This window comes from Pseudomonas sp. IT-P100 (genome assembly GCF_949767185.1).
Classification (GTDB): Bacteria; Pseudomonadota; Gammaproteobacteria; order Pseudomonadales; family Pseudomonadaceae; genus Aquipseudomonas; species Aquipseudomonas fluorescens_B.
In genome coordinates this window covers 1-25,348 of sequence record NZ_CATKQK010000010.1, presented here as the reverse complement: position 1 = coordinate 25,348, position 25,348 = coordinate 1, and the positions used below count along the sequence as shown (strand labels likewise).

Here is a 25,348-nt window from a genome sequence, read left to right as displayed (position 1 = left end):
TCAGGGTTGGTAGCCTGCCTCTAACGAGCTTCCTCGAAGAGGCCTACCAACTCATTGAAAGCAACAATATCCAGCGGCCGGCTCAGGAAATAGCCTTGACCTTCATCGCACGATACCGCCTTCAGCAACTTCAGGTGATCGGCCGTCTCAATGCCCTCAGCCGTTACGGTGAGCGATAACGCACGTCCCAGGCCCACGATAGCCCGGATGATCGCCTTGTCATCCTCGCTATCGGCCAGCCTGTTCAAAAAGCTGCGGTCAATTTTCAGGCCGTCGAACGGGAATGCGCGAAGGTAGCTCAACGAAGAATATCCCGTTCCAAAGTCGTCCATTGATATCCGTACGCCGAGACGTTTGAGCGTACGCATGACCTCAAGAGCGCCGGTGGCGTCTTCGAGCATGACGCTTTCGGTAATTTCCAGTTCTACGCGGCCAGGGTCGATGCCAGAGTCCAAAAGGGTTGTCTGAATACGCTCGACCAGATTGCCTCGTTTGAATTCGGTCGGTGACAGGTTGACTGATACGAACAAACTTTCCGGCCACCGTGCGGCGCAGCGGCAGGCGGTATCGAGAACCCAGTTGCTCAGGGAAAGAATCAGCCCGGACTCTTCGGCAATCGGGATGAACGTGTCGGGTGGTATCAAACCGCGCTCAGGATGTTGCCACCGGACCAGCGCTTCAGCACCCACCATCTGACCGTCAGCGATACGATAGCGTGGCTGGAAATGCAGCCGCAGCTCTCCATGTTTGATCGCGAAGCGCAGGTCGCTTTCCAGACGACGGCGCTCGATGATCCTGGCGTTCATATCGCCGGCATAAAAGCGCCAGGTGTTACGCCCTCCGGCCTTGGCCTCGTAGAGTGCGATATCCGCATAGCGAAGCAGCTCGGTCGCCTCGCATGCGTCATGAGGCGCCATTGCAATGCCTAGACTGGCGCTGACGAACACTTCCTGCTCATCGATCGTTATTGGCTGCTCGATGGACTCGATCAAGCGGCGACAGAGCGTCTCGACTTCTTCCTGGGAACTCACGTCGGTCAGGATCAATACAAACTCATCCCCGCCCACCCGAGCGACCAGGTCGCCATGGCGCACGCACTCTGACAGGCGACTCGACACTTCATTAAGGACCAGATCACCTGCGGCATGCCCGAGCAAGTCATTCACCGGCTTGAAACGATCCAGATCCAGGCTGAGCATGACCAGCGGCTGTTCTATCGTTGGCAATGCCTTAAGTTTACCGTCGAGAAACTCTTGAAGGCGGGTTCTGTTCGGCAGCCCGGTCAGGGCGTCATGCTGCGAGAGGAATTCGATACGCCGACGAGCTTCGACTTCCTCTGTCACATCCGTCGCAGTCCCCCGGAACCCTCCACCTGCCATCTTTCGAGCCGAAAGACGAGTGATTCGCTCCTGGCCTTCGGTATCGACGTATCGGCACTGAATGCTGATATCCGGACGACGGTTCGGGATGCTGAGCCACTGAGCCAGCGTGCCCAGTTCGGTACTCAGCAGATCATCGATTACCGAACCAATCCAGATGTCTCTCGAGAGCCCCGTCACGTCTTCGAATCGTTCTGACAAATAGGTGAAATGCCACTCGGGATCAATTTCCCATACCCAGTCCGAGCTGGCTTCAACCACGTCGCGAAAGCGTGCTTCGCTGGTGGCAAGGGCGTCCTGACTGCTTTGCAGTGACGCATAGCTGGCATCAAGTGCCAGCGCACCCGCGGTCGTGCGACGCAAAATGACCCACGTCATCAGGCACACCAACAACGCGGCAATGCCGATCAATGGCAACCCTATCCCCAGCAACCGCAGGCCCGGCCTTTCCGGTCTCCACTGCAGGCTGCCGGCCGAACCGTCATCGCCCAGTGGCAAGAGCGACGCAGTGTCGGTTTCGCCGGACGTGACGACGTGCAAACGATCGACCCCGAAATCGTCGCCGATCATCTGCAGCTTGGCGTTGTTCAACACATCGACGAAAACCAGCACTGAAGGTGGCCTGTCATCAGGCACCACTGTCGGATCGGTTCCCGGCGTAATGGCTGCTGCCGCGACGAGGGCGGGTACTCCTCCCAGGTTGATGAAGGCTGTTATCGGCGTCTCTGTTTCCGCTCCTGCACGCGCCTTGTCAAGAATTCCGGCGATGGACTGCTTGAGCCACTCAGTGACTTCCACGGATTTCAGCTCACCCTTGACCACAGCGTAAACAGTGCGATCAACGTCGTTGACGACAAACAGTCCCTGGACCCCGAAATCCGTGTAAAGCGTTGCTCCGACGTTCTGTCGTACGAAGGCCCAGTCAGGGTCCACTTCGGCATGCAGGTGCCTGTAGGCGTCACCCCAGAAGGCGTAATCCTTGACGGTTGAGCGCAGCGATTTTTCCAGCGACTGGACGGCCTTCTTCGTGTAGAACGCGCTTTCAGCCTCCTCTGCCCGGTCCAAATCATGTGCAAGGTAAACGAGTGAATAGCTGGCCAGTAAAAACACGCCCGCCAATAGACCCACAAACTTGAGCAGCGAGGCGCGAGCCAGTACCACGCTCGAGCGACGGGAGGAAGCAGGGTTACTGGAGGTGGAACTGTTCGGCATAGATTCCTGCTGGTCGTCGACGTTAGTGTGTTGCATACCCTGATATCGGCCGCGTTGGCAGAACGATGAACAGCGGCATCCATGAAGGGCCGATTACTATTAAAGCCTATGGTTCTGCGCCCGCCACGATCTGACTGTGAACAGATGTCACTGGGGAACGATCCGGCACCCGCGCCGGACATGATTTGCAGCAACCATCGCTAGCGGTTCAGCGTTAATATCTGCCCGCTCCCGTTCACATTCTTGAGGATGATCCAGGCATGTCCACACCCGACACTTCCCTGCAAGACACCGCCGCGCCTGACGGCGTTTGTTACGGCTGCGGCGGCAGCAATCCACACGGGCTGCACATCAAGAGCTTCTGGCATGAAGACGGCGAGCATGTCATTGCCGAGCATATGCCGGAAGCCAAGTATTGTGGTTGGCCGGATCTGGTTTACGGTGGTTTGATCGCGATGCTGGTTGACTGCCATTCCAACTGGACGGCGATGGCCTATCACTACCGCATGGAAAACCGCGAAGTCGCCAGCCTACCGCGCATCAACTGCGTCACTGGCAACCTGGGCATCAAATTCATCAAGCCGACGCCGATGGGCGTACCGCTGACCCTGCGTGCGAAAGTGGAAGGCGAAGTGGGACGCAAAACCCGCGTCGTCTGCGAGGTCTATGCCGGGGATGTGCTGACGGCGGTCGGGGACTCCATTTTTGTGCGCGTCGATGCCGGGCAACTGGCGGCGGTTGCTCATGGTCGATAGGCAGCAACCTTCTTCAGAAGCCCGAACGATTTACGTTGGGCTGATACGCAAAATGGCAAGGCTCGATAAAATCGGGCCTTGCCATTCACTTTTGTCGGGCCCGCCCCTTACAGGTCGGTGATTTCCTTATGGCGTGGCACCAGCAGTTTCATCACGCTCCAGGCCACCAGATAAGCCACCGCACAGATGGCGAACATGATCATGTAGCCGGTGTGAATGTCGTTGATCGATTTGTAATAGTCGAACACCCAGCCGCCGACTTTGGTCATTGCCACGCCGCCCAAGCCGCCCGCCAATCCGCCAATGCCGACCACCGATGCGATGGATTTTTGCGGGAACATGTCGGACACGGTGGTGAAGATGTTGCACGACCACGCCTGATGCGCCGACGCGCCTACGCCGATCAACAGCACCGGTACCCAGAAGCTGATGTATCCGAAGGGCTGCGCCAACAGTACCAGCAGCGGGAAGAAAGCGATCACCAGCATGGCTTTCATACGACCGTCATACGGCGCGTCGCCGCGAGCCATGAAGTAGCTGGGGAACCAGCCGCCGCCGATGCTGCCCACCATGGTCATGCTGTACAACACGGCCAGCGGCCACACGATGGCCTGGCCTTTCATGCCGTATTGCGCTGACAGATACGTCGGAAGCCAGAACAGGAAGAACCACCACACGCCGTCAGTCATGAATTTGCCGAAGGCAAAAGCCCAGGTCTGGCGGTAGGTCAGCAACTTGAACCACGATACTTTCTTTTCGGCGACGTTCGGCGCCGGAGTATCGATCACCTGCGCATCACTGCGGATGTAGGCCAGCTCCTGCGCCGAGAGACGTTTTTGCTTTTCCGGTTTGTCGTACAGCGCAATCCACACGGCCACCCAGACGAAGCCCAGCATGCCGATCACGATGAACGCCGCTTCCCAACCCCACAGGCCGGCAATCAGCGGTACGCAGATCGGTGCCAGGATCGCGCCTACGTTGGCGCCGGAGTTGAAGATACCGGTGGCGAAGGAGCGTTCCTTCTTGGGGAAGTATTCGGCAGTGGCCTTGATCGCGATCGGGAAGTTACCCGCTTCGCCTATCGCCAACACGGCGCGGGAGAGCATGAAGCCTGCGATCGACACTGGGATGACAGCCAGTCCGAACGCGCCGCACACCGCTGCGATGCCCTCGCCCATCGGTACTGAAAAGGCATGCATCATGGCGCCGGTCGACCAGATACTGATCGCAATGATGTAGGCCTTCTTGGTCCCGATCTTGTCGACGAACCGACCAGCAAACAACATGGAAATCGCGTACACAAACTGGAAAACGGAAGCGATGTTGGCGTAGTCGCTGTTACTCCAGCCAAATTGCGTCGACAAATCCGGTGCCAGCAGGCTGAGCACCTGGCGGTCCAGGTAGTTGACGGTGGTAGCAAAAAACAGCAGCGCGCAGATCGTCCAGCGGTATTTACCGACAGCCTGGCCGACACGTTGCGCATTGATGGGCTCGTTCAGATTCATGGCATCACTTTATTATTGGATTATGGTGATGATCTCTCGGTTTCAAGCGAGATCACTTCTTACGCGCAGCACGCCGCTCTGCGGCTCGCGTCAGACGAGTAGCACGTGCAAGCAGGGGGTTGGCGGAGCTGCCGCAGACAATGCGCACGGGCAGGCAGTCAGGACCGGACCATAAGAAGCGGGATGCAGGGAGGCGAGAAAGCGGATTGAGTTCATGATGGGACCCGGTTTTTGTTTTTAGGGGTGTAACATCGTATGTCGTCGTACAACTGCGCCTTTTATAGCGAGTCCCCTACCCGGCTGTCAATCTGGAAAATTGCCGTTCGTCTCGCCATTCACCCCTCGCTGAAGATTCGCTATCGGCCAAACACGCGGGGCGAAGCAGTCCGACAGCCTTTAGTCCGGGCGAAATTGCCAGCATATTTTTAATTTCAGATAGTCGTACGACAACACATGTCGAACGCAAAGATTGCCGGTCTCGAAGAACCGGCTCAGAAGAGTGTCATTTGACCAGCCGCGTTTCCTTGGACGGCCTGTAACCGAAATACGAGCTATAGCACTTGCTGAAATGGCTCGGCGACACAAACCCACAGGCCACCAGCACATCCACCTGGGACAGCTCCGTGTGCTGGAGCAGTCGACGCGCCTCGGTAATCCGCAGCTCCATGTAATAACGCTGCGGCGTGGTGCCGAGTTGCTCCTTGAACAAACGCTCGAGTTGTCGACGAGAACGACCTGCATAGACGGCCAGTTGTTCCAGCTCCAGCGGTTCTTCGAGGTTGGCGTCCATCAGCTTCACCACCTCGCGCAAGGGAGCGCTCACACAGACGTTCTCCGTCGGTTTGATGCGCCGGTAGCGGGACTCTTCGAACGCGAGGATGTCCTCAATACCCTCGACCAGCGCCTTGTCGTGCAGGCCCTTGATCCAGTCCAACGCCATGTGGAAGGCACCTGACGGGCTGGACGCCGTGAGCCGGTCCCGGTCGATGACAAAGGGCTCGCTGGTGACGTGCGTGGCCTTGGCAATTTCCGCGAGCGCGGGGCGATGTTCGGGGTGAATCGCGCAACGATAACCGTCGAGCAACCCGGCGATCCCGAGGAACCATGCGCCATTCCACAATCCCGCCAGGCTCACGCCCTGGTCGGCGGCCGCTCGCAACAGACTGATCAACTCGTCAGTCGCCTTCAGCTCGGTTCGGTAGCCACCGCAAATGACCAGCAGATCGAGGTCATGAATCACCGAGCAGTCGATGCGCGCATCCGGCCGAATGACCAGCCCCAGATCGCTGACCACTTCCCCGTCGTTCAAGCCGAAGGTGCGGGACGAAAACAGTTTGGGGCGTAGCAGATTCGCGGTGACGATTGTATCCAGCGCCTGGGTAAAAGCAGGCAGCGAGAAATGTTCGAGCAGCAAAAAGCCTGTTCGCGTCATTTGAACAGGCTCGTTGGGGTTGTCGTTCAGATAGCGGAGATTTTTCCCCTTCATGCCTCCGCTAAATTGGCGTCGTTCGATCAATGTTTTTGGCACTCGGTTGCGTGAACGGACAGGAGTCTGGTGCATCAGGATATCGCAAAACGGTCCACGCTCCTCCCATCGGTTCCTCTGGGGACCGCGCCATGATTCGTACCTTCGATTCGCGACTTCTGCAGTGACAGCCTGTCGCCGATCAAAAACGAATGGAACCCGGCGCGTCATCGCGTTTTCGAAACGTTATCAGCGCCGATCCTTGATCTGGCAAGGCGCCATTGGAGAGGAAACCCCGATGAACAGTAGAGTGCTGTTTCTGATCGCCAGCCTCAGTCCGACCCTGGCTTTCGCTGAAGGCTGCGACGTCCTGACCCGCTCCCAAAGCCCTTCCGTGCCCGTGGTCGAAACCCATAGTTGCTATGAGTATGAAGGCATGCCGGTCAATTCCATCGATTGGTCATGCAGTAATGAAAGCAAGGAAATGATGACCAGCACCAAGAAAAAGGTGAAACAGTGCGACGGTCATTATCAGGCCACTTGCATTGCGACCTTGACTCAGGAGTCGCTGGCCAATCCTCACTCCACCAGTAAGGACAAGAACGCCAAGCCGCTCAACATTCCAGACAATGCCCAAGTGACCACGTATTACTACGACGCCGAACACTTGAGCCAGCTGAAGATTGATTGCGAGTCGGGTGGCGGACACTGGAAAGCGAAGTGATTAGCCAGGCTTAATTTGGCAGTCAAACACTTAACCTGCCAATTCGCAGCAGGACCTTTATCAAACACGGGCGACAAGCTCACAAAACATTGTTGCGTCGCGACAATATACAGGCGTCACTTAAGTGACTATAACCCGTTATACTCCAGCCAGCCGACTCCTTACCGGGAACGCTCCCGACTCTTATAATGCGAGAATAATTCACACGTAGCGACGAATGGTATTAAATAATAAGAAAACCTATATAAATCATAATGTTAAATTAAACACAACAAACAACAAGACTCTTGCTTAAATTGTAAAAAACTAAAAAAGACCGACCCCCCATATAAAAGTTTCAAACTTTTTCCATCTGATAAAAAAATACATTTAACACTTTTAAATACTGTTCTCGGATGCTAATAATTCGGACGATTCCGGGTTCCAGGCAACAAACTTATTGACCTGAAGTGAACATCTACTCACCTCTCACGCCGATGACCCGACCTTAATTAAATTCAAAACGCTAGCTTGCCCAAGTTCCAATAAAACCTGGGCCGCTGTTGTGTTGCGCACTAAAACTGCGCAAGGAAGGCATCATCGCTCGCCATAAGATTAAAATCCTTTCGATCTTCGGAACCCGTCCAGAAGCCATCAAAATGGCGCCGTTAGTCAAAGCCCTCGCCGAAGAACCGGGAATTGATTCGCGGATCTGCGTCACTGGCCAGCATCAAAGCATGCTGAAACAGGTGTTGGATCTGTTCGACCTCAAGGCTGATTACACCCTTGATGTGATGACGCAACACCAGACGCTCAACTCGCTGACTGCGGCGTTATACGCAGCAATTGACCCGGTGCTGGAAATGACCCGCCCGGACCGGGTGCTGGTGCATGGCGATACCACCTCGGCCATGGTCGCCGCGATGGCAGCTTTTCATCGACGCATTCCGGTCGGCCACGTGGAGGCCGGGCTGCGAACCGGGGATATCTACAGCCCGTGGCCGGAAGAAATGAACCGTCGCTGCATCGACCTGGGTGCGGACATGCTGTTCGCGCCGACCCATGAGTCGCGCCAGAACCTGCTCGATGAACGCCTGCAGGGCCGCACCTTCGTGACCGGCAATACGGTGATCGATGCGTTGCAGATGACCGCACGGCGCATCGAGCAGGACGCTGACTTGCGGGCCAGTCTGGACCAGCAATTCTCGTTTCTGCAAAGCGGCCGCAAGGTGCTGCTGGTCACCGGGCATCGTCGGGAAAACTTCGGCGAAGGCTTCCTGCATATCTGCAAGGCCCTGAGTCATCTGGCCCGGCGCGCGGATATCCAGATCGTCTATCCGGTGCATTTGAACCCCAATGTCATCGGCCCGGTCACCGAGCAACTGGGCGATCTGCCCAACGTGCACCTGATCAAGCCGCTGGATTACCTGACCTTCGTGCGCCTGATGCAACGGGCCCATGTGATCCTCACTGATTCCGGTGGCGTGCAGGAAGAAGCGCCGTCACTGGGCAAGCCGGTGCTGGTCATGCGTGATGTAACGGAACGTCCGGAAGCGGTCGCAGCGGGCACTGTGCGCTTGGTTGGCACCGCACCGGACTCGATTATCGCCGGTGTCAACGCGCTGTTTGATGACGAACTGCTGTGGCGTCGCTGCGCCCAGGCGGCCAACCCGTATGGCGATGGAAAGGCCAGCGCGCGCATCGTCGACGCCCTGATGGGTCGCGCGGTCGATGACTTCGTCGTGGCACGCACGCTGCCCAAGTTCCTGCAACACCCGACAGCGGCTGCCGTGCGCGAGGAACCCGGGAAAAATCTCTCGGCCTCCACCTCTCTATAAACCAAAACCGCTCCTCCCCCTATCTGCTCGAGATCTGCCTGAATGAAGTCTTCCGTTGCCATCCATACGGGTGCGCTCAGCGCCCTTGCCTGTGGCGTGAGCCTGCTCGCGCTCATGCCGACCTTTGCCCTGGCCGCGGACAGCCCGCTCACCCAGGCGATCAACCGGCTCAACGCCGACACTCGCCAGGAGCGTGAGGTGCGCTTGAGCGATCTGGGGATCGACGCGCCGATCATTCTCGGCTCCACCGATGCCCGTCGCGAGCTCTATCTGCCGGTGCCGGCGGGTGTGCCGCTGACAGAGGCCACCCTGAATTTCGACGCCAGCTATCTCAATGGTGAAGGCGGCCGCAATACGCTGCTGCTCTCACTGGACGGTTATCCGGTGCGCGCCGAAGGGCTCAGCGAACCCCAGGGTGACGCCAGCGCCACGCTGGGCGTGGACAAGAAAGCGCGGGACAGCGGCTCGCTGCGTCTGGGCATTGCCTGGTCGTCCATCGTGTCCCGCGTGTTGTGCGAAGACGAACGCGCCATCGGCAACGTGCTGCGTATCGAACCGGACACGCGCCTCACCTACAGCTACGACGCCAGCCAGTTGCAGGACGTCGGCGCCGCGTGGACGGCACTGCCGGGCAAACCGGGAATCATGGTCGCGTCGGGCACCTTGTCCGCCGAAAGCTACGATGCGGCGTGGCGCCTCGGGGTAGCGCTGGAACGGATCGGCAAACACAGCCGCATCCTGCCCTTCCCTGCCATTCAAGACAGTATTGACCTGGGCAGCCTGCACATTCCGGCTGAGCTGCTGAGCATTCCAGCATTCGCCAGCCTCAACGGCAAAGGCCCGCACGCGCTGGCGGACGCTGCACAAATCGGCGCCCTCCTGATGTTGGGCCAGACGCCGAACGTCCAGGCGGACCTGGCCATCAACGACCCGCAACTGCTCAAGGCCGTCAATGCATCTCTGGACGCGCTGCACAGCCAGATTCAAGGTCTCGACGCCACAGCCGCCAACGCGCTGGTACAGTGGCGTGAACGGCATATCAATGCAGGCCTGGCCGCCACCGGTGCTGACAACGTGCGCCTGGCACTACTCGGCACACGTCCGGTGCTGATGATCGCGCCGCAAGCCACCGGCAAGGCCCTGGCCCTGTTCAGTTCGGCCTGGAACACCTTGGCGCGCAGCCGCCAATTGACGGTCAGCGAAGCGCAGTTGCCATTGAGCGCCGACGGCCGCGTGGCCTTGTCCCGCCTGGGCGGTAATCCTGGTGCCATCGACGTGCTGGCCAAATCCGACTGGAGTACTTCGTTTCCTCTCGGCAGCGTGGCCTATGACGGCCGCTTGCCAGTCAAGGCAGTGATCGATGTGTCTGCCGCGCCCGGTGCCTCAGACACTGCACCGGTAGCCTCGCTGTTTCTCAATGATTATCTGATTGGCGCGCAACAGCTCGTGGCCAACGGTGAAATGCAGCGCATCGAAGCGCGTATCCCGCGTTATGCGGTGGGTGCAACGAACGTCTTGCGCGTGTCGTTCCAGCGCCAGCCCGTGAGTGATCGCTGCCTGGAAACGCCACAAGCCTTCCCGGTCTCGGTGCTGCCGACCAGCCACATCGTGCTGGACAAGACGGCCCTGGGTGATGACTTCTCCGGCATGGCCGCGCGCTTTGCCATGGACACGCAAATCCTCGTCCCCCAGACCTACCTCGACCACCCGGCAAGCAGCTTGCCGCAAGTGATTTCGGTGGCTGACGGCGCCGGGGTTTCGCCGCTGCGGGCACAACTGAAAGTCAGTGCCGATCCAAAGATTTCGGTCACACCGGATAAAGCCTTCCTCGCCTTCGAGCTGCCGATCAAGGACAGCAAGGAATCGGTACAAGCGGATGAGCAGGGTCGCCTGCGCATCAATCACAAGGATCAGGTGTTGCTGGACGTGCATCCCCTGAACCACCTGGCCTCGTTGCAAGTAGTGAATGCCGGCGGACAGCACGGTCTGGTCTATCGACCGCTGGGCACTGACGCGCCACGCTTCGCCAAACAGATTCTGCTGACCCGCGGCGACGTGGCGATCCTCGGTGACAACGGCGCACTGAACACCTTCGACACCCAGGACCCGAGCGGCAGCCAATTGATCGACAACAATGAACCCAAGGGCCTCGACGCCTGGCGCACGCCCTCGCTGTTGTGGCTGATCCCGGGTGGCATCCTGTTGGTTCTCATCCTGTTGCTGGCTGGCCGAAACGCCCGTCGCAATCGCCAGTAACGGAACCCTTCGATGACGTCGCTTTATTGGCCCTACTGGCTGGCCCACTACTACAGCTTCCTGGAAATCTCGACCATCGTGGTCGCGGTGCTGATCCTGATCTCCAGCCTGGACGATCTGTTCATTGACCTGTGGTACTGGTCTCGTCGCCTGTTCCGCAAGTTCACCGTGGACCGAAAATACCGGCCGCTGACCGCCGAGCAATTGATGGCGCGGGATGAACAGCCGCTGGCAATCATGGTCCCGGCCTGGTTGGAATACGACGTCATCGCGCCGATGATCGAGAACATGGTGTCGACCCTGGATTACCAGAACTATGTGGTCTTCGTCGGCACCTACATCAACGACCAGCGCACCATCGACGAAGTGGAACGCATGCGTCGGCGCTACAAGCAACTGCATCGAGTGGAAGTCCCGCATGCCGGGCCGACCTGCAAGGCCGACTGTCTGAACTGGGTGATCCAGGCGATATTCCTGCACGAGAAAACCCACGGCATGACTTTCGCTGGCGTGGTTCTGCACGACAGCGAAGACGTGCTGCACCCAATGGAATTGCGCCTGTTCAACTACTTGCTGCCGCGCAAGGACATGATCCAGTTACCCGTGGTGTCACTGGAGCGCAACTGGTACGAATGGGTGGCCGGCACCTACATGGACGAATTCGCCGAATGGCACGGCAAGGATCTGGTGGTGCGTGAAAGCATGACCGATACCGTACCGTCCGCCGGGGTCGGCACCTGTTTCTCCCATCGCGCCCTGCGAGTGCTGGCCGGGGAAACCCAGAACCAGCCATTCAACACCGACAGTCTCACCGAGGACTACGACGTCGGCGCGCGCCTGGCCAAGGTCGGCATGAACGCGATCTTCGTGCGTTTCCCGGTGCAGTTTCGCGTGTTGCGCAAATCCTGGTTTCGCAAGCCTTACGAATCGACCCTGAAGATGCCGTTGTGCGTGCGCGAATTCTTTCCCGATACCTTTCGCACCGCGTTTCGCCAGAAAGCTCGCTGGACGCTGGGCATCGGCCTGCAAGGCTGGGAACAAATGGGTTGGAACGGTTCGCTGGCCAACCGCTATTTGCTGTTCCGTGACCGCAAAGGCGTGGTGACCGCGTTCGTCAGCATCATCGCCTACGTGATTCTGGTGCAACTGCTGGGCTTGATCATCCTGCGCCAGAGCGGTCTGTGGGACGTGAGTTTCCCGACGCCGTTCGAGACCAGCGGTTTCATCAAATACCTGCTGCTGGCCAACGGTATCGCGCTGGCCTGGCGTATCGCCCACCGCTGCTATTTCACCACCGTGCTGTACGGCTGGCAGCATGGCTTGCTGTCGATCCCGCGCATGGTCGTGGGCAACTTCGTCAACTTCATGGCCGCATCAAGGGCCTGGCGCATGTTCATCGTCGGCAAAGTGCTGAACCGCAAGCTGGTGTGGGACAAGACCATGCACGACTTCCCGTCCACCGACCTGGTCGCGGCCGCACCGCGCAAGCTGGGCAGCGTGTTGCTGTCCTGGCAGGCGATCAACGAAACCGACCTGCAAAGTGCCCTCATCGAACAGAAAACCCGGCACATGCCATTGGGGCGGATTTTGCTCAGCAACGGTTGGCTGGATGACGAGACACTGGCGGAGGCCATCGCCTTCCAGAACGACCTGCCGCGGGTATTCGATGTGGCTGCCAAGGCGCAGTTGTCGACCCTGACCCTGGACGATGAATTCGCTTTGCGTTGGCGCGTCGTGCCGCTTGGCTTGAATGCCGACGGCCGCGCACAAGTTGCCGTGGCCAGCCCGTTGCCGACCGCCGGCCTGCAACAAGTCAGCGAGGTCTTGGGTAGTGAACCGGTGCAGCTGATTGCCCGGGAAAGCGAAATCGTTGCGCAGTTGCGTCAATTGAGCGTGCGCGATGGCCAAGCCGTACCGGATGCCCGCGCGCCACTGCTGGGTGACCTGCTGATCGAAATGGGCCTGCTGAATCGCGACGAGTTCAACCGCGCCATGTTGCAGTACCGCCCGCAGCGTCACGGACGCATCGGCGACTATCTGGTCGACAGCGGCGTGCTGCCCCGCTCCACCATCGAAAAGGCCGTGGCCCGTCAGCACAGCCACTACCCTGCGGAGCTTCCGGCATGAACCGCCCCTTGCTGACCCTCATGGCCACGGGGCTGAGCCTGCTGCCCGCGTTTGTGCACGGCGAAACATTGCCGCTGCCGTTGACCGGTCCGGCCTATGTCACCGCCAACGAGGCGTACAGTGCCTACGAGCGCAAAGACTATGACCTGGCCATCGCCAAGGCCCGCGAAGCATTGCGTCAGCGCGCCGACATCACGCGCTTGAATACGCTGATTGCGTTGGCTGAGCGCGACAAGGAATTGCGTGACCATCCCAAGCGCTATCCGCAGTCCCGTCAGGCCCCTGGCTTCGGGGCCGCGGCAAAGGCCTTCAAGGCCTATGATCGCGATGACTTCGGCGCGGCGGCTCAAGCTTCACGTATTGCAATCGCTCAGGCACCCAAACGCATGGATTATCGGCTGCTGCTGATCGAGTCGTTGCAGCGCCAACAGAATTTGCAGGAAGCGGATCAGGCGACGTCTCAGGCGCTGGCCGTGTTCCCGGACGACGATACGTTGCTGATGCGCCGCGAAGCGATTCGTCGGCAACTGGCCGCGCCACTGGCGGTTGCGGGCTATCGCGCCCTCGAGCAAGGCCATGTGCCGCTGGCCGTGGACCAGGCCAGAAAAGCCGTGGCCTGGGCGCCGGAAATCGGCGCCCATCAGCAACTGCTGATCAGTGCCCTCCTCGCCGCCAGCGACTACCGCGGCGCCGAGCTTGCCGCATCAGGCGCTTTGGCCCAGGACGACGGGGAAATTGCACCGTGGATTTTGCGCAGCTACGCCCTTGATCGACAGGGCAAAACGCAGGCAGCCCAGGCAGACCTGAATCATGCCCTGGCTATCGATGGCCTGCTGGCAACAGAAACCCGTGACATTCGTTTCTTCGCCGCCGACACCGCACTGGCCCATGGCGAGCCGCAACAAGCGCTCGATCATCTGCAGCCACTGGCCGACGATGAAAGCGGCGAAGTGGCCCGCCGACGCACCGCCGCTCGCATGGCGCTACGACAGAAAGACAACGGCTCGAATGCAGTGACCCGCTTTCCGGCACCGGCGTTGAACTGTCAGGAAACCGCGTTCGGCCTGGTCTGCGATATCTGGCCTGGCAATCAGCGCGACGGCGGCACCGAGATGGCCGGTCAGGCCTACGCGGCGCTGGCCCGCAAAGACCCGGCAACAGCGGGTGCACTGGCGACTGAAGCCATTCGCCGGGCGCCGCAGAATCCAGCTTACCGACGTCTGCTGGTCAGCGCCTTGGGCGAGCAGAAACGTGTACCCGAAGCCATCGCGGCGGCCAGCGAAGGTCTGATAATCACCGGCGATGACGCTCGGCTGCTGGCCCAACGCGGTCGCCTGCGTCAACAGTCGGGTGACGATTCCGGTGCACGCCAGGACTTTACTCAGGCCTTGGCAATGGGCAGTTTGCCCGCTTACGAAGAGGCCAGCCTGTATGCCGCCATCGGCCAGCGCCGGACTGCGCGCGAACGATTGCAACAAGCGCGCGACACCGGCGAACTGGAGTCGATGAGCGATTTGCAGATCGCTTATCTGTCGGTCCAGGCCGGCGATGATGACGGTGCCCACGCGTCATTTCGTCAATCCGATGCAGTCACCCCACTCACGCCGACAGCCACTCAGGACGCGGCCTATAACGCCATCCGGGTCAATGACGACGCGCAAGCCGTGGCCTACTTCAAACGCGTCATCGATGCGCAAGCGTCCGGTGACCTGGACATGCCTGCGCAACAGCTGTTCGACACCCGCCGCACGGTGGGCGATGTCTCGCGCAGAATCGGCCTGACCAGCACCACCAGCTATCGCGGCAACAATTCCAGCAGTGGCCTGAGTTCGGCGCCCGGCAGCGGCAGTAGCAGCAATGACAGCCTGCAAAACAGCACCGAACTGTCCTGGCGTGCCTTGGGGTATCGCAACGCTCGCTTTGTCGAACTCCACGGCCGCATCACTGACACGCTGTGGAGCAAGAACGGCGATTCGGATACCGGTTTCGATGCGCTGCAAGGCGCCGTCGGAATCCGGGTCAAACCGTTCACGTCGCTGAACGTGATGGCTGCCTTCGAGCGCACATTCCCCTTGGGATCGTCAGACGTCGACGGTGACTGGCTGGTGCGCCTGGGGTATGGCTCAAGCGTCGGCACCGATCTGCGGGTCGATGCTTCCAGTTGGTGGACCTCGCAGTTCTTCGCTGAAGCCGGTCATTACATCAACGACTCGCGGGACTACTTCAACAGCGAATGGCAGGTCGGTCGCAGCTACGCCATTGGCGGCGCGGGCTCGCGCTGGATCACCTTCCCCCATGTGGTGGCCGCTTTCGACTACGACTCGAAAATGAACAGCGGGACCGATGCCGATGGCCGCATCGAATCATCGTCCGGCAAGGCCGGAGGCGTGGGTGTCGGCAATAACGTCCGCTACTGGTTCCGCGAGGACGCGTACAACGCGCCCCGCTCCTACGTGGATTTTTCCTTGCAGTACCGCGTGAGGGTGCTGGGCGATGACCGCGCTCAAGGCGTATTCGGTCGCCTGACTTATTCCTATTGAGGACTTGTATGAACGTTCGAATCTGTTTGTGGCTGGGCCTTGCCCTCCTCCCGTCGTGGGCCCAGGCCGCCCCCGACATTGCCCGGTTGTACGCACCCGCATTGCCCGAGGGTTCGGCGTGGCTGCGGGTGGTCAATCCATCCGACACGGCCATGCAGGTTCAGGTAGGCCAAGGCATGAGCGTCGCACTTTCCGCCCAGAGTGCGGTGGCCAGTCCCTTTCAGGTCGTCGACTCGCGACAGCCGTTGCAAGTCACCGTCAATGGTCGCGTGATCCAGGGCTTGAGCGCACCAAAAAGTGCGTGGGTCACGCTGATTCTCGACAGCGACCCGGCACGTGCACCTCGCCTGGTGATCGACCCGCCCTTGCGCGGTAAAGACCTGCGCGCCGAACTCAACGTGTACAACCTGGGCAGCGGTTGCGAAAAGGCCAACGTCCAATTGGCCAATGGCGCCACGGTGTTCAGCCAGGTGCCGTTCAACGGTCAGGCCCAGCGCACGATCAACCCGGTTCAGGCGACGCTGGTTGCCAGCTGCAATGAGCACAGAAGCCTGCCGTTGAAGCTGGAACCGTTCAAGGCCGGCGATCGTTACAGCCTGTTCCTGATCGGCTCCGGCCAGGCGCCACGATTGATTGGCCTTGTGGACCAGACCGCGCCATGACCTCTCCCTTTAAACACGTTCGCTTGACCCCGCGCCTGGCGGTTTCCACCCTGATTGCGGGTCTGTTGCTGAGCCTCTCGAGCACCGCCGTCCAAGCGGCTTCGGCAGTGATCACGGGCGACGGCGGGTGGCTGTTTCCGGCCTGGGAAAGCCTGAGCAAGGTCGACAACACCGGCACTGCCCGCAATGTTGTGCTGATCAAAGAATTGCAGCAGCAACTCGAACGCGAACACATCGGGCTGATCGTGCTGGTTGTGCCGATGAAAGCGCCGTTCTATGCCCAGCGCCTGCCCGTCGATCAGCCGATCAGCGCGGCAGTGATGCAGCGTTACGAACACCTGCAAAGTGACCTGACTCGCGCCGGACTGAGTACGCTGAACATCAAGCCCATCCTGCAAAGGACCGAGCAAGGCAAACAAACGGCGTTTTACCGCGCCGACTATCACTGGACCGCCTGGAGCGCCGAAAACACCGCCGACGCCACGGCGCAACTGATTGGCGAACGCTATCGGCTGCAAGGCGAACCCGGTGGCGGCGCCGCGCTGGGCCCGTGGTTCGACCGCCGCGCGTTCGGCGATCTGGCGAGCAATTTTCTGCCGGCGATCAAACGCAAGGCGATTGGCCGCGACCTCTACACCGTTCGCCATCAGGCAGAAAACGACTTGCTGATCGATGACGCGCCGGCACCGGTGCAAGTCATCGGCAACAGCTTTGTCCAGCCTTACCTGGGTTTTACCCAGAAGCTCTCCAATGCGCTGGACCGCCCCGTCGCGCTGACCTGGAACCCCGGTGATGTCGGCCCATGGGCTACGCTGCTGCAATACCTGGAGTCGGCGGATTTTGCCCAACACAAGCCGCAAGTGATCGTCTGGCAATTCAATGAGGGGCAGTTTCATCTTGGCCCGGATGCGACTGCCAACTGGAGCGCCAAGGGCGTCACCTCGCTGAGCCAATGGCATCAACGCATCAACAAGGCACTGCCGTGAATATTTTTGGCTATACCGCCCGCCGCGCCAGCGTGGCGGCGCTGTTGTTTGCCGTCACCCTCAGCGCAGGAACCAGCATGCTCTACATGACAAACAAGCCCCTGAACCCGGGGATTGTCGGCATCGTCTGGCAGCCGGACAACAGAACGGTCGGCATCAACGGTCACTGGGAAAAACTCGGTGCTCGTGAACTGCTGGTGCAATGGACCGTCGTTGACGACCAGGCCTTCATCCCCGGCACCGGCCTGCCCGGTGTGCCGGTGCTGCCCGACTGGGTGCGCATCGCCAAGGCGCCCTGGGCGCAGGATGTGATCCTCGGGCTGGCGGGTTACTTCAGCGAAAATCGCTCGCGGGACAACATCGAGCAACTGGCTAAAGTCTCGGAACGCATCGCCAAACTGCCTACACCGCTCCACGTCACCGGCTGGTATTTTCCTGCCGAAGTCGACCCCAGCTGGACCCGTGCCAAAGAGTTGCCCGCCCTGCTTGCCAAACTGCCGCGACCGTTGTGGATCAGCGTTTACGACGGCGCCAATATCGGCCCCGTCGCCACGGCCGAATGGCTCAAACAGTGGCTGCCGAATGACATTGGCGTGTTTTTCCAGGATGGCGTCGGTGTCTACGCCCGCACCGCGCCGGTCGCCCGAACCTACGCCGACGCCTTGCGCCAGCGTCTGGGCAAAGACCGTGTGCGGATCATCGTCGAAGCCTTCCGCCCCAATTTCGGTGGCGGATTCCGCTCCGCCACCGCCGCCGAGCTCAAACCGCAGTTGGCCGCCTATGACGGCTATCCGCTCTACCTGTTCGACGGACCACACTACGTGACGCCTGAATTGGTGGAGCAACTCGGGCGATAACGAAGAACGTGCGCAAGTGGTCACTCCCAGCGTCAATCCACCACGAACAACCTGGCACCCAGGGGGCTGGAAGATCGATGCCCCTCTGCATTGCTACCCACCTGATAGCTCATCCCGGCGGTAAGTGTGAACTGGCGACCATCCTCCAGTTCCGTGTGCAACTCGCCTTCCAGGCACAACAGGATATGACCCCTCCAGCACCAGTGATCGGCCAGATAGCCGGGACTGTATTCGACCATCCGCACGCGCGTCGATCCAAACTGGCACGTTCGCCAAGAGGCGGTACCGGTTTGTCCAGCATGCTGGACTGGTTCGACCGTCGACCAATCAGTCGTACCAAAGGGAACAGCCGTGAGATCCATGGTTGCCTCATCAATGAAGAATGTCTGTGGACCGTAGCCATCCAGAGAGACTTGCGATAGACACAGATGCCTCGCATTTATGAGATACAGGCCTCCACTCAGGCATGAAGGTCTGGGGCGATCACTCTCGCATACACCGCTCGGTCAACATTCCCGCCAGACAGAATCACTCCGACCCTTTTGCCTTCCATGGTTTCACGCTCCTGAATAAGCGCCGCCAGGGCTGCCGCGCCTGCCCCTTCAGCGAGGTTGTGGGTATCGGTGTAATACACGCGCATGGCCTCGGCAATCTGGCCCTCGCTGACGGATACGATCCGCGCCGCCGCTGCCCCGTAGATAGCGAAGGCCTCGGGAACCGGCTTGCGTACGGCGAGGCCATCGGCAAAGGTATTCGCCGAGGCGGTTTCGCAGATTGCTCCCGCTTCGAACGATAGCTTGGCGCCTGCCGCCTCTGTGGAAACCACCCCCACCACTTGGGTTTTCAAGCCCAGTGCGTCGCGGGCGGCGATCACTCCACAAATCCCAGAGCCACAGCCAATCGGTACATAGACGGTGTCCAGGTCCGGCGCAGCCTTGAACAGTTCCAGCGCATAGGTGGCCACGCCTTTGACCAGCTCGGTGTGGAATGGCGGCACGAGGTACAGGTCATGCACTTTTGCCAGGCGTGCAGCCTCTTCACGGGCCTCATCGAAGTCGCGGCCATACTCGACCACTTCACCGCCGAAGCCGCGCATGGCATTGTTCTTTTCCAGCGAATTGCCTTCCGGCACTACGATCAACGCCCGCAAGCCCAGCGCGCTTGCGGCCAGCGCCAGGCTCTGGCCATGGTTGCCTCGGGTAGCGGAAACAATGCCCTTCACGTCCGGGTGCGCACGTTTGAGCCAGTGCATGAAGGTAATGCCGCCGCGCACCTTGAAAGCACCCGTAGGGGTGTGGTTTTCATGCTTGACCCACACCGTGCAACCCACACGCTCCGCCAGCAAGGGCCAAGCGTACTGGGCGGTGGCGGGCATGACCTGGTACACATGGCGAGCCGCTTGTTCGATATCGTCGCGAGTCAGTCTGTTCATGAAGCAGCCTCCTGAGGTTTTGCCCAGTCTAGGCACCGCTGCACTGCGCTGGCTTTCAAAAAACTGACCTGACTTTTATGCCCGCTCTTCTCTACTATGGCGCTTATGAACCGTCGAAACCGCCTGCAGCCATCGCTCGTTCCTGAACCGGTCCGCCGTGCCGAGGCAGGGCCTTGGGCGATCGAACTGTTACCCGGTTGCGCCTACTCAGCCCGATATGTAGCGACCCACGCGGCGATCGGTTTTGCCTTCGACAGCCAGCGAGGCCTGCACGCGATCGGCAGCGACCGGGTGCACCCTTTCCTGGCCACGCCCAATAGCCTGGCGTTCGTCCCGGTCGGTTGCGACGTGCTGTCCGAATCATCCCAAGGCGGTGAGTACCTGCGGGTCATACATACCGAGGGTATGGAATGGATAGGTGATCATGCCTTCAACAATCGCATTGATCCGCAGGCCATTACCCTCGCGTTGCGAATGCGCAGCGCGCTGTTGCGTGCCTCGGTGGATGACGATTGGGAGGCCTGGGCACTTGCCCTGGCTCAACGGGCGAAGGGGCACGACGTGTCGTCGATACCGTTCCAGGGGTCTATCACCCACAGCCGAATGCGCCTGCTCGATGAATTTATCGACGCGGGCCTCGAGGGCCCGCTCAGTGTGCAGGCGATGGCAGGATTGCTTGAACTGTCCGAAGGCTATTTCATGCGCGCATTCAAAAACGCGACGGGCAAAAGCCCGCATAGCTACCTGATCGACCGACGCCTCGCCAAGGCCCGTGCCCGGCTGCGCGATTCAACAGCCAGCCTGCCGGAGATCGCCCTCTCCTGCGGTTTCAACTCCCAGGCGCACATGGCGACCGCCTTCAAGCAACGCCTTGGCGTGAGTCCGGCGCAGTTGCGTAAAGGTTGAAGGGGCGTTCGTGGTCAGGCCATCGGATGGCAGGCATTTGTAATGCACCGCGTAGCTCGGCAGAATCGCGTCCCGATCCGGCCAAAAGTGGCGGGCGCTCGTAATGAAAAGAGGCTGCAGTTGAACGAACAGACATTGTCCATGCGCCTGGAGCACGTGGCGGCGCATGTGCCAGCAGGTGCGCGCCTGGCCGATATCGGCTCGGATCACGGCTACCTGCCGGTGGCGTTGATGCGCCGTGGCGCCATCACCGCGGCGGTGGCCGGCGAAGTGGCAGAGACGCCGTTCCGCTCTGCCGAACGCACCGTGCGCGAGAACGACCTGGACCAGTGGATCACCGTGCGCCGGGCCGATGGCCTGGCAGCGATCGAGCCGAGAGACGGGATCACGGCGATCAGTATCTGCGGCATGGGCGGCGAGACGATCCGCGACATCCTCGACAATGGCAAAGCGCGTCTGAACGGCCAGGAGCGCCTGATCCTGCAGCCCAACGGCGGCGAGCAGCCACTGCGCCAATGGCTGATGGAAAATGGCTACCAAATCCTCGTCGAGGAGGTGCTGCGGGAAAACCGCTTCGACTACGAAATCATCGTCGCAGAGCGCACCGGGCCGGTGACGTACACCGCCGAAGAGTTGTATTTCGGCCCGCTGCAGATGCAGGCACGCAGCCCGGCGTTCCTGGACAAGTGGCAGCGCCTGCTGCGCCAGAAGCAAAAGACCCTGGCCCAGTTCACCCGGGCGCGACAGGCCGTGCCCATGGAGAAGGCGCAGGACATTGCCCGGCAGGCCCGGTGGATCAGCGAACTGCTGGCTTGAGCCCGCATGCCAGCCTGAGTCATTTGCCACCCATTAGCCGAATAGCATCCGTGAACAACGTGGTGGGTTTACACCGCCAGCTCTCAACCGCAGCCAACCGTCTAAACTGATGAGTACACGACTGCAGACACTGCGAGTCGTCTGTTGCAGGAAAACGCCATGACCGGAAAAACAGCACGTCAATACTCGTCATGGGCCCTGCACTCCCTGCTTGCCATCAATCTGGTGATGATGGCGGGATGCTCGGGAAAAAACTCCACAGTTCGGTATTCGGCTTCAAGCATAGGCTCAAGCTGCTATGCCAAGGCATTGCCCACTTCCGGTGAGGGCGGCCTCGCTTGGGGGGATACCCTGGACATGGCGCGCCAGAAATCCATGAACAACTGCATTCGCTATGCCGGCCGCTCAGGTGGCACGCCGGATACCTGCCAGGTGGTGTTGGCCGAGTGCAGAAATTAGGCGCGTAGGGTAGCAAGAGCGTTCTTCTCCCCCGCGCTTATCTGGTCAAAAAACAAAATTGCCATGTGTTTCCTTCGTTCTTCCCTACGTCGCAGTTCTTCACTGCCCATTCTGTTCGTCTGGAGTTTCTCAATGCCCTCGCCCAATTCCTTGCCCGCTGCGCTGCTGGGCCTGGCCTTTGTCTGTCCGGCCATGGCCGATGCCCAAGGCCTGGAACTTGGACAAGTGCTGATCAGGGCTGAGGACCAGAGCGGCGAAGACGCGTCGGTCGAAGACGCCGAGGCCCGACTTGCCGAAGTGCCTGGCGGCACCAATGTCGTCGACCTGCGCCGCCCCTTGCAGGGCCGCGTGGCCAGCAACCAGGATGTGTTGGCTTATCAGCCGGGAGTCTATGCCCAGTCTGCGGGCAACGAAGGGGTAAAAATCTCGATCCGCGGGTCGGGGATCAACCGTGCACCTGGCGCCCATGCCTCGGGGTTGTACACCCTGCTCGACGGTCTGCCTCTGACCGGCCCGGGTGGCACGCCCTATGAACTGCTGGAACCGCTGTGGCTCGACCACGTGGAGGTGCTGCGCGGCGCCAACGGTTTCGACCGGGGCGCCCTGGCCTTGGGCGGGGCGATCGATTACGTCAGCCACACCGGCTACAACGCACCGCTGTTACAGGTGCGTTATGCGATGGGCAGCCATGGTTATCAGCAGCGCCAGGTCAGCTCCGGGCAGGTACTGGGCGATTTCGACTACTACGTGGCCACGACCGATGCACGCTCCGACGGCTACCAGGACCACACGACCAGCGAGAGCCAGGGCGTCATCGCCAACTTCGGTTATCGCTTCAACCCGAACCTGGAAACGCGTTTCTATCTGCGCTATCGCCAGACCGACAACGAGCTCGCCGGACGGGTGACCAAGCACTCCATCGAGCACGACTCACGAGCAGCCAACCCCGCTTACGTGTCGCGCGATGACAGCCGTGAACAACCGGGCAGTACCTTCATCGGCAACAAGACCACTTACTATATCGATGACGATTCGAGCATTCAGGCCGGTCTTGTCTACCACGACTATCCCATGGACTTGCGTGAAGGCCCCAACCGTCTGAAGGTCGCGTACACGGACGTCAGCGGCACGTTCGACTACAAGCGTCGCGACACACTCTGGGGCCTGGAAAGCCATAGCATGCTGGGACTTCGCGTGACCAAACACCTGCCCAACGCGGGAGCCAGCGAATCGGTGCGCATCCCCACCGGCAACACCGCCCGCTACACGCCAGGCACACCCATTCGCAACTTCACCTATCAGGGCTCGGACACCGTCCTGCACATGGGCAACGACCTGGAGATTGCCGACGACCTGTGGCTGACGACCGGTCTCGCGGCTATCTACACGCGCCGTGAAAGTGCCGTGACCTACCCGCAAGGGGGCGGCAAGACAAGCCTGAACGACTGGGACTACGCTCCTCGTTTAGGCCTGCGCTACCAACTGACACCTGACGTGCAAGTGTTCGGAAATCTCAGCCGCTCGGTCGAAGCGCCACACCCGTGGTCGCTGATCTATAGCTCCAACATTCGATTCCCGGCAGGCAGCGGCGTTGCCACAGGCGCTCAGCGCGATCCGATCAAGCTGCAAAACCAGACCGCGACCACCCTGGAAATCGGCGGCCGCGGCGACAGCGCGATGGGGCAATGGAGCCTGGCCTGGTACTTCGCCCAAGTGCGTCACGAATTACTCTCGGTATTGCCGGATGCCAGCGCCACCACGCCTTACGAACTCAACGCCAGCCCCACCGTTCACCAGGGTGTGGAAGCCAGCCTGCAGAGCAACCTGTGGTCGCGGGACGATGGCGGCCAACTGAGCCTGCGCCAGAGCTATACCTTCAGCGACTTCCACTACCGCGACGACGACCGCTTCGGCGACAACCGTCTGCCGGGCCTGCCGATGCACTACTACCAGGGCGAGCTGCGCTACGACTGGCCGCAAGGCTTTTTCGCAGCGTTCAACACGCAGTGGGTGTCCAAAGTTGCGGTGGATTACGCCAACAGCTATTACGCCGATCCTTATGCCCTGTTCGGCGCCACCCTCGGTTACAACACACCCAAGGGCGACTGGCAGACCTGGCTGGACGTGCGCAACCTGACCGACAAGCACTACGCCGCCACCGTCACCCCGGGCTATGACGACAAAGGACTGGACGCAGCACGATCCACGCCGGGTGAAGGTTTGGGGGTGTATGTCGGGGTATCGTGGAGTTTGCTCTGAACGGGTTGAGGCAAACGAGTCTGACCATTGAGTCGATCAGTCCATCGGGATTGCCGTTACCGGATGACGCTCCAAACGATCACCCCAAAGTTCAGGAATTGCTCGAGCTGATGCAATGGTCTGAAGGACAGGTCTGGTGTCATCCGAGTGTCCGCCCCAAGGAAAAACACTCGCGGTCATGCAAGTCAGCGGCGGCTCCCCGGTAGTGGACGTCATGGAGGAACGGGTGAAGTTCACTCTGTTGGCCCGACGTATTAATCAGTGGTCGACTTGAACCTCAGGCACCTGCCTTTTGAAATACAAAACGCCCGATGTGATGCATCGGGCGTTGGGGTGAAACAGGTGCAGTAGTTGGCAGCCGCTGCTATCAGTTCTGCGCTTTGCTCATTTTGGTGAACAGTTCGGTCGGTACTTTCTTGCCGTTGGAGGTGAACTGGTTGGTACGGAATTTGTAGACCTCGCCTTCGGAGAGGAAACCGTCGTTGTTGGTGTCCATCGCCTTGAACTCTTCAGCGCCTTGCGGGGCGACGGCAAGCAACTCTTTCAGAGAAACGCGGCCGTCGTGGTCGGTGTCAGTACGAGCGAAAGAAGCGTCGCCGCATTTGCCTTCACCGCACTTGCCTTCACCCGTCTTGGTGACCTTGGCGCCGGTTTCGCTGGCGCCGCACTTGCCTTCGCCACACTTCCCTTCGCTGGTCTTTTCCGCCGCGGCGAGTTGGTAGCCTTGAGGCAGTGCGTCAGCGGCGAAGGCGGACGAAGCGAGGTTCATGCTGCCAACCAGCGCGACAGCAATCAGGCCAATACGGGATTTGTTCGAGATATGTGACATGGTTATTTCTCCGGATACTGTACGCGGTAAGACCGCTTAGGGTCATGCCACTGGGGCGATAAGCCGTGGTGCGAGAGGCATTTGCTTTCTCGCTAAGGCCAGGCTATTTGACTGCAACCGTGTATCCCGGATGTATCCGGATCGAGGGGCATTTGTACACCAGCATCTGTACAGCGGGTCCGGATACACAGCGATACACAGGCCCCCGCTCTTTTTATCCTTGCGACTGGAAGTCCCCGAATAAACGCCTCGACCTGGCGCGTAGCGCACGGGCATTCAGCCTGTGCCTCCATTGTCTACGGGACCGCTAGCAGGATTTAACATGTCAATGAATCGATCGCGCCGGACCGTTTACTCGGGAA

19 protein-coding genes and 1 pseudogene are annotated in these 25,348 nt (G+C 60.1%); 14 read left to right on the top strand and 6 right to left on the bottom strand.

All coding sequences use genetic code 11. From position 1 onward, the window contains the following. Window positions 1-20: 20 nt before the first annotated feature. Window positions 21-2,591: an EAL domain-containing protein gene (locus ACM6IQ_RS07625; protein WP_414878479.1), complete on the bottom strand. Its 2,571-nt coding sequence runs from the start codon at window positions 2,589-2,591 to the stop codon at window positions 21-23. Window positions 2,592-2,851: 260 nt separating this feature from the next. Here ACM6IQ_RS07625 and ACM6IQ_RS07620 point away from each other — a divergent pair, with 260 nt between their 5' ends. Continuing rightward, window positions 2,852-3,346, top strand: coding sequence for a PaaI family thioesterase (locus tag ACM6IQ_RS07620; protein WP_017339526.1), 495 nt, complete (start codon window positions 2,852-2,854; stop codon window positions 3,344-3,346). A gap of 107 nt (window positions 3,347-3,453) precedes the next feature. Here the strand turns inward: ACM6IQ_RS07620 and ACM6IQ_RS07615 are convergent, their stop codons facing one another. Then, window positions 3,454-4,851 carry an MFS transporter gene (locus ACM6IQ_RS07615; protein WP_017339527.1) on the bottom strand — a complete coding sequence of 466 codons (1,398 nt, stop codon included), beginning with the start codon at window positions 4,849-4,851 and terminating at the stop codon, window positions 3,454-3,456. 502 nt (window positions 4,852-5,353) lie between these two features. Further along, window positions 5,354-6,367: a GlxA family transcriptional regulator gene (locus ACM6IQ_RS07610; protein ID WP_033037628.1), complete on the bottom strand. Its 1,014-nt coding sequence runs from the start codon at window positions 6,365-6,367 to the stop codon at window positions 5,354-5,356. 247 nt (window positions 6,368-6,614) lie between these two features. Between ACM6IQ_RS07610 and ACM6IQ_RS07605 the strand changes: the two genes are divergently transcribed. The 8 genes from ACM6IQ_RS07605 to ACM6IQ_RS07570 all read left to right on the top strand — a co-directional run bounded on the left by ACM6IQ_RS07605 (window position 6,615) and on the right by ACM6IQ_RS07570 (window position 18,285). After that, window positions 6,615-7,040 (top strand): hypothetical protein, encoded by a 426-nt coding sequence (locus ACM6IQ_RS07605; RefSeq protein WP_414878423.1) that lies wholly within the window; start codon window positions 6,615-6,617, stop codon window positions 7,038-7,040. Window positions 7,041-7,678: 638 nt separating this feature from the next. Continuing rightward, entirely contained in the window at window positions 7,679-8,857 is a 1,179-nt protein-coding gene (wecB, locus tag ACM6IQ_RS07600) for a non-hydrolyzing UDP-N-acetylglucosamine 2-epimerase (RefSeq protein ID WP_414878422.1), read from the top strand. A 42-nt stretch (window positions 8,858-8,899) separates the two neighbouring features. Next, the gene (locus ACM6IQ_RS07595; protein WP_414878421.1) at window positions 8,900-11,113 is read left to right on the top strand and encodes a hypothetical protein; all 2,214 of its coding nucleotides are present in this window, start codon (window positions 8,900-8,902) and stop codon (window positions 11,111-11,113) included. A gap of 12 nt (window positions 11,114-11,125) precedes the next feature. Further along, a complete protein-coding gene (locus tag ACM6IQ_RS07590; RefSeq protein ID WP_414878420.1) occupies window positions 11,126-13,240 on the top strand; it encodes a glycosyl transferase family protein in 2,115 nt (704 codons plus the stop codon). Then, on the top strand, window positions 13,237-15,780 hold the full coding sequence (locus ACM6IQ_RS07585; protein ID WP_414878419.1) for an NfrA family protein: 2,544 nt from the start codon (window positions 13,237-13,239) through the stop codon (window positions 15,778-15,780). Before ACM6IQ_RS07590 ends, ACM6IQ_RS07585 begins: the two co-directional genes overlap by 4 nt. 8 nt (window positions 15,781-15,788) lie before the next feature. Next, window positions 15,789-16,442: an alginate O-acetyltransferase AlgF gene (locus ACM6IQ_RS07580; protein ID WP_017339533.1), complete on the top strand. Its 654-nt coding sequence runs from the start codon at window positions 15,789-15,791 to the stop codon at window positions 16,440-16,442. Further along, window positions 16,439-17,428, top strand: coding sequence for an alginate O-acetyltransferase AlgX-related protein (locus ACM6IQ_RS07575; RefSeq protein ID WP_414878418.1), 990 nt, complete (start codon window positions 16,439-16,441; stop codon window positions 17,426-17,428). The genes ACM6IQ_RS07580 and ACM6IQ_RS07575 overlap by 4 nt, the downstream gene beginning before the upstream one ends. A 77-nt stretch (window positions 17,429-17,505) precedes the next feature. Next, window positions 17,506-18,285: a hypothetical protein gene (locus ACM6IQ_RS07570; protein ID WP_414878478.1), complete on the top strand. Its 780-nt coding sequence runs from the start codon at window positions 17,506-17,508 to the stop codon at window positions 18,283-18,285. Window positions 18,286-18,317: 32 nt separating this feature from the next. On the opposite strand, the gene ACM6IQ_RS07565 is transcribed toward ACM6IQ_RS07570, so the two are convergent. Together ACM6IQ_RS07565 and ACM6IQ_RS07560 are read right to left on the bottom strand one after the other, a co-directional pair. After that, complete coding sequence (locus ACM6IQ_RS07565; protein WP_017339536.1) at window positions 18,318-18,647, bottom strand: DHCW motif cupin fold protein; 330 nt, start codon at window positions 18,645-18,647, stop codon at window positions 18,318-18,320. A 98-nt stretch (window positions 18,648-18,745) separates the two neighbouring features. Beyond that, complete coding sequence (locus tag ACM6IQ_RS07560) at window positions 18,746-19,717, bottom strand: threonine dehydratase (RefSeq protein ID WP_414878417.1); 972 nt, start codon at window positions 19,715-19,717, stop codon at window positions 18,746-18,748. A gap of 96 nt (window positions 19,718-19,813) precedes the next feature. Here ACM6IQ_RS07560 and ACM6IQ_RS07555 point away from each other — a divergent pair, with 96 nt between their 5' ends. The 5 genes and pseudogenes from ACM6IQ_RS07555 to ACM6IQ_RS07535 form a co-directional block, all read left to right on the top strand. Further along, window positions 19,814-20,623 carry a helix-turn-helix transcriptional regulator gene (locus ACM6IQ_RS07555; RefSeq protein ID WP_414878416.1) on the top strand — a complete coding sequence of 270 codons (810 nt, stop codon included), beginning with the start codon at window positions 19,814-19,816 and terminating at the stop codon, window positions 20,621-20,623. Window positions 20,624-20,743: 120 nt separating this feature from the next. Then, window positions 20,744-21,439 carry a tRNA (adenine(22)-N(1))-methyltransferase gene (locus ACM6IQ_RS07550; protein WP_414878415.1) on the top strand — a complete coding sequence of 232 codons (696 nt, stop codon included), beginning with the start codon at window positions 20,744-20,746 and terminating at the stop codon, window positions 21,437-21,439. A gap of 159 nt (window positions 21,440-21,598) precedes the next feature. Continuing rightward, a complete protein-coding gene (locus ACM6IQ_RS07545) occupies window positions 21,599-21,898 on the top strand; it encodes a hypothetical protein (RefSeq protein ID WP_414878414.1) in 300 nt (99 codons plus the stop codon). Between the two features lie 132 nt (window positions 21,899-22,030). Continuing rightward, window positions 22,031-24,157, top strand: coding sequence for a TonB-dependent receptor family protein (locus tag ACM6IQ_RS07540; RefSeq protein WP_414878413.1), 2,127 nt, complete (start codon window positions 22,031-22,033; stop codon window positions 24,155-24,157). A 41-nt stretch (window positions 24,158-24,198) separates the two neighbouring features. Next, window positions 24,199-24,297: pseudogene (locus ACM6IQ_RS07535) on the top strand (arsenical resistance protein ArsH); the annotation flags it as partial. 227 nt (window positions 24,298-24,524) lie between these two features. On the opposite strand, the gene ACM6IQ_RS07530 reads toward ACM6IQ_RS07535, so the two are convergent. Continuing rightward, window positions 24,525-24,986 carry a hypothetical protein gene (locus ACM6IQ_RS07530; protein WP_017339543.1) on the bottom strand — a complete coding sequence of 154 codons (462 nt, stop codon included), beginning with the start codon at window positions 24,984-24,986 and terminating at the stop codon, window positions 24,525-24,527. Window positions 24,987-25,348: the final 362 nt, after the last annotated feature.

Bases quoted from the DNA above. Each gene is read 5' to 3' on its own strand.
- ACM6IQ_RS07625 (WP_414878479.1), bottom strand. From the start codon at position 2,591: ATGCCGAACAGTTCCACCTCCAGTAACCCTGCTTCCTCCCGTCGCTCG.
- ACM6IQ_RS07620 (WP_017339526.1), top strand. From the start codon at position 2,852: ATGTCCACACCCGACACTTCCCTGCAAGACACCGCCGCGCCTGACGGC.
- ACM6IQ_RS07615 (WP_017339527.1), bottom strand. From the start codon at position 4,851: ATGAATCTGAACGAGCCCATCAATGCGCAACGTGTCGGCCAGGCTGTC.
- ACM6IQ_RS07605 (WP_414878423.1), top strand. From the start codon at position 6,615: ATGAACAGTAGAGTGCTGTTTCTGATCGCCAGCCTCAGTCCGACCCTG.
- wecB (WP_414878422.1), top strand. From the start codon at position 7,679: ATGGCGCCGTTAGTCAAAGCCCTCGCCGAAGAACCGGGAATTGATTCG.
- ACM6IQ_RS07595 (WP_414878421.1), top strand. From the start codon at position 8,900: ATGAAGTCTTCCGTTGCCATCCATACGGGTGCGCTCAGCGCCCTTGCC.
- ACM6IQ_RS07590 (WP_414878420.1), top strand. From the start codon at position 11,126: ATGACGTCGCTTTATTGGCCCTACTGGCTGGCCCACTACTACAGCTTC.
- ACM6IQ_RS07585 (WP_414878419.1), top strand. From the start codon at position 13,237: ATGAACCGCCCCTTGCTGACCCTCATGGCCACGGGGCTGAGCCTGCTG.
- ACM6IQ_RS07580 (WP_017339533.1), top strand. From the start codon at position 15,789: ATGAACGTTCGAATCTGTTTGTGGCTGGGCCTTGCCCTCCTCCCGTCG.
- ACM6IQ_RS07575 (WP_414878418.1), top strand. From the start codon at position 16,439: ATGACCTCTCCCTTTAAACACGTTCGCTTGACCCCGCGCCTGGCGGTT.
- ACM6IQ_RS07570 (WP_414878478.1), top strand. From the start codon at position 17,506: ATGCTCTACATGACAAACAAGCCCCTGAACCCGGGGATTGTCGGCATC.
- ACM6IQ_RS07565 (WP_017339536.1), bottom strand. From the start codon at position 18,647: ATGGATCTCACGGCTGTTCCCTTTGGTACGACTGATTGGTCGACGGTC.
- ACM6IQ_RS07560 (WP_414878417.1), bottom strand. From the start codon at position 19,717: ATGAACAGACTGACTCGCGACGATATCGAACAAGCGGCTCGCCATGTG.
- ACM6IQ_RS07555 (WP_414878416.1), top strand. From the start codon at position 19,814: ATGGCGCTTATGAACCGTCGAAACCGCCTGCAGCCATCGCTCGTTCCT.
- ACM6IQ_RS07545 (WP_414878414.1), top strand. From the start codon at position 21,599: ATGACCGGAAAAACAGCACGTCAATACTCGTCATGGGCCCTGCACTCC.
- ACM6IQ_RS07540 (WP_414878413.1), top strand. From the start codon at position 22,031: ATGCCCTCGCCCAATTCCTTGCCCGCTGCGCTGCTGGGCCTGGCCTTT.
- ACM6IQ_RS07530 (WP_017339543.1), bottom strand. From the start codon at position 24,986: ATGTCACATATCTCGAACAAATCCCGTATTGGCCTGATTGCTGTCGCG.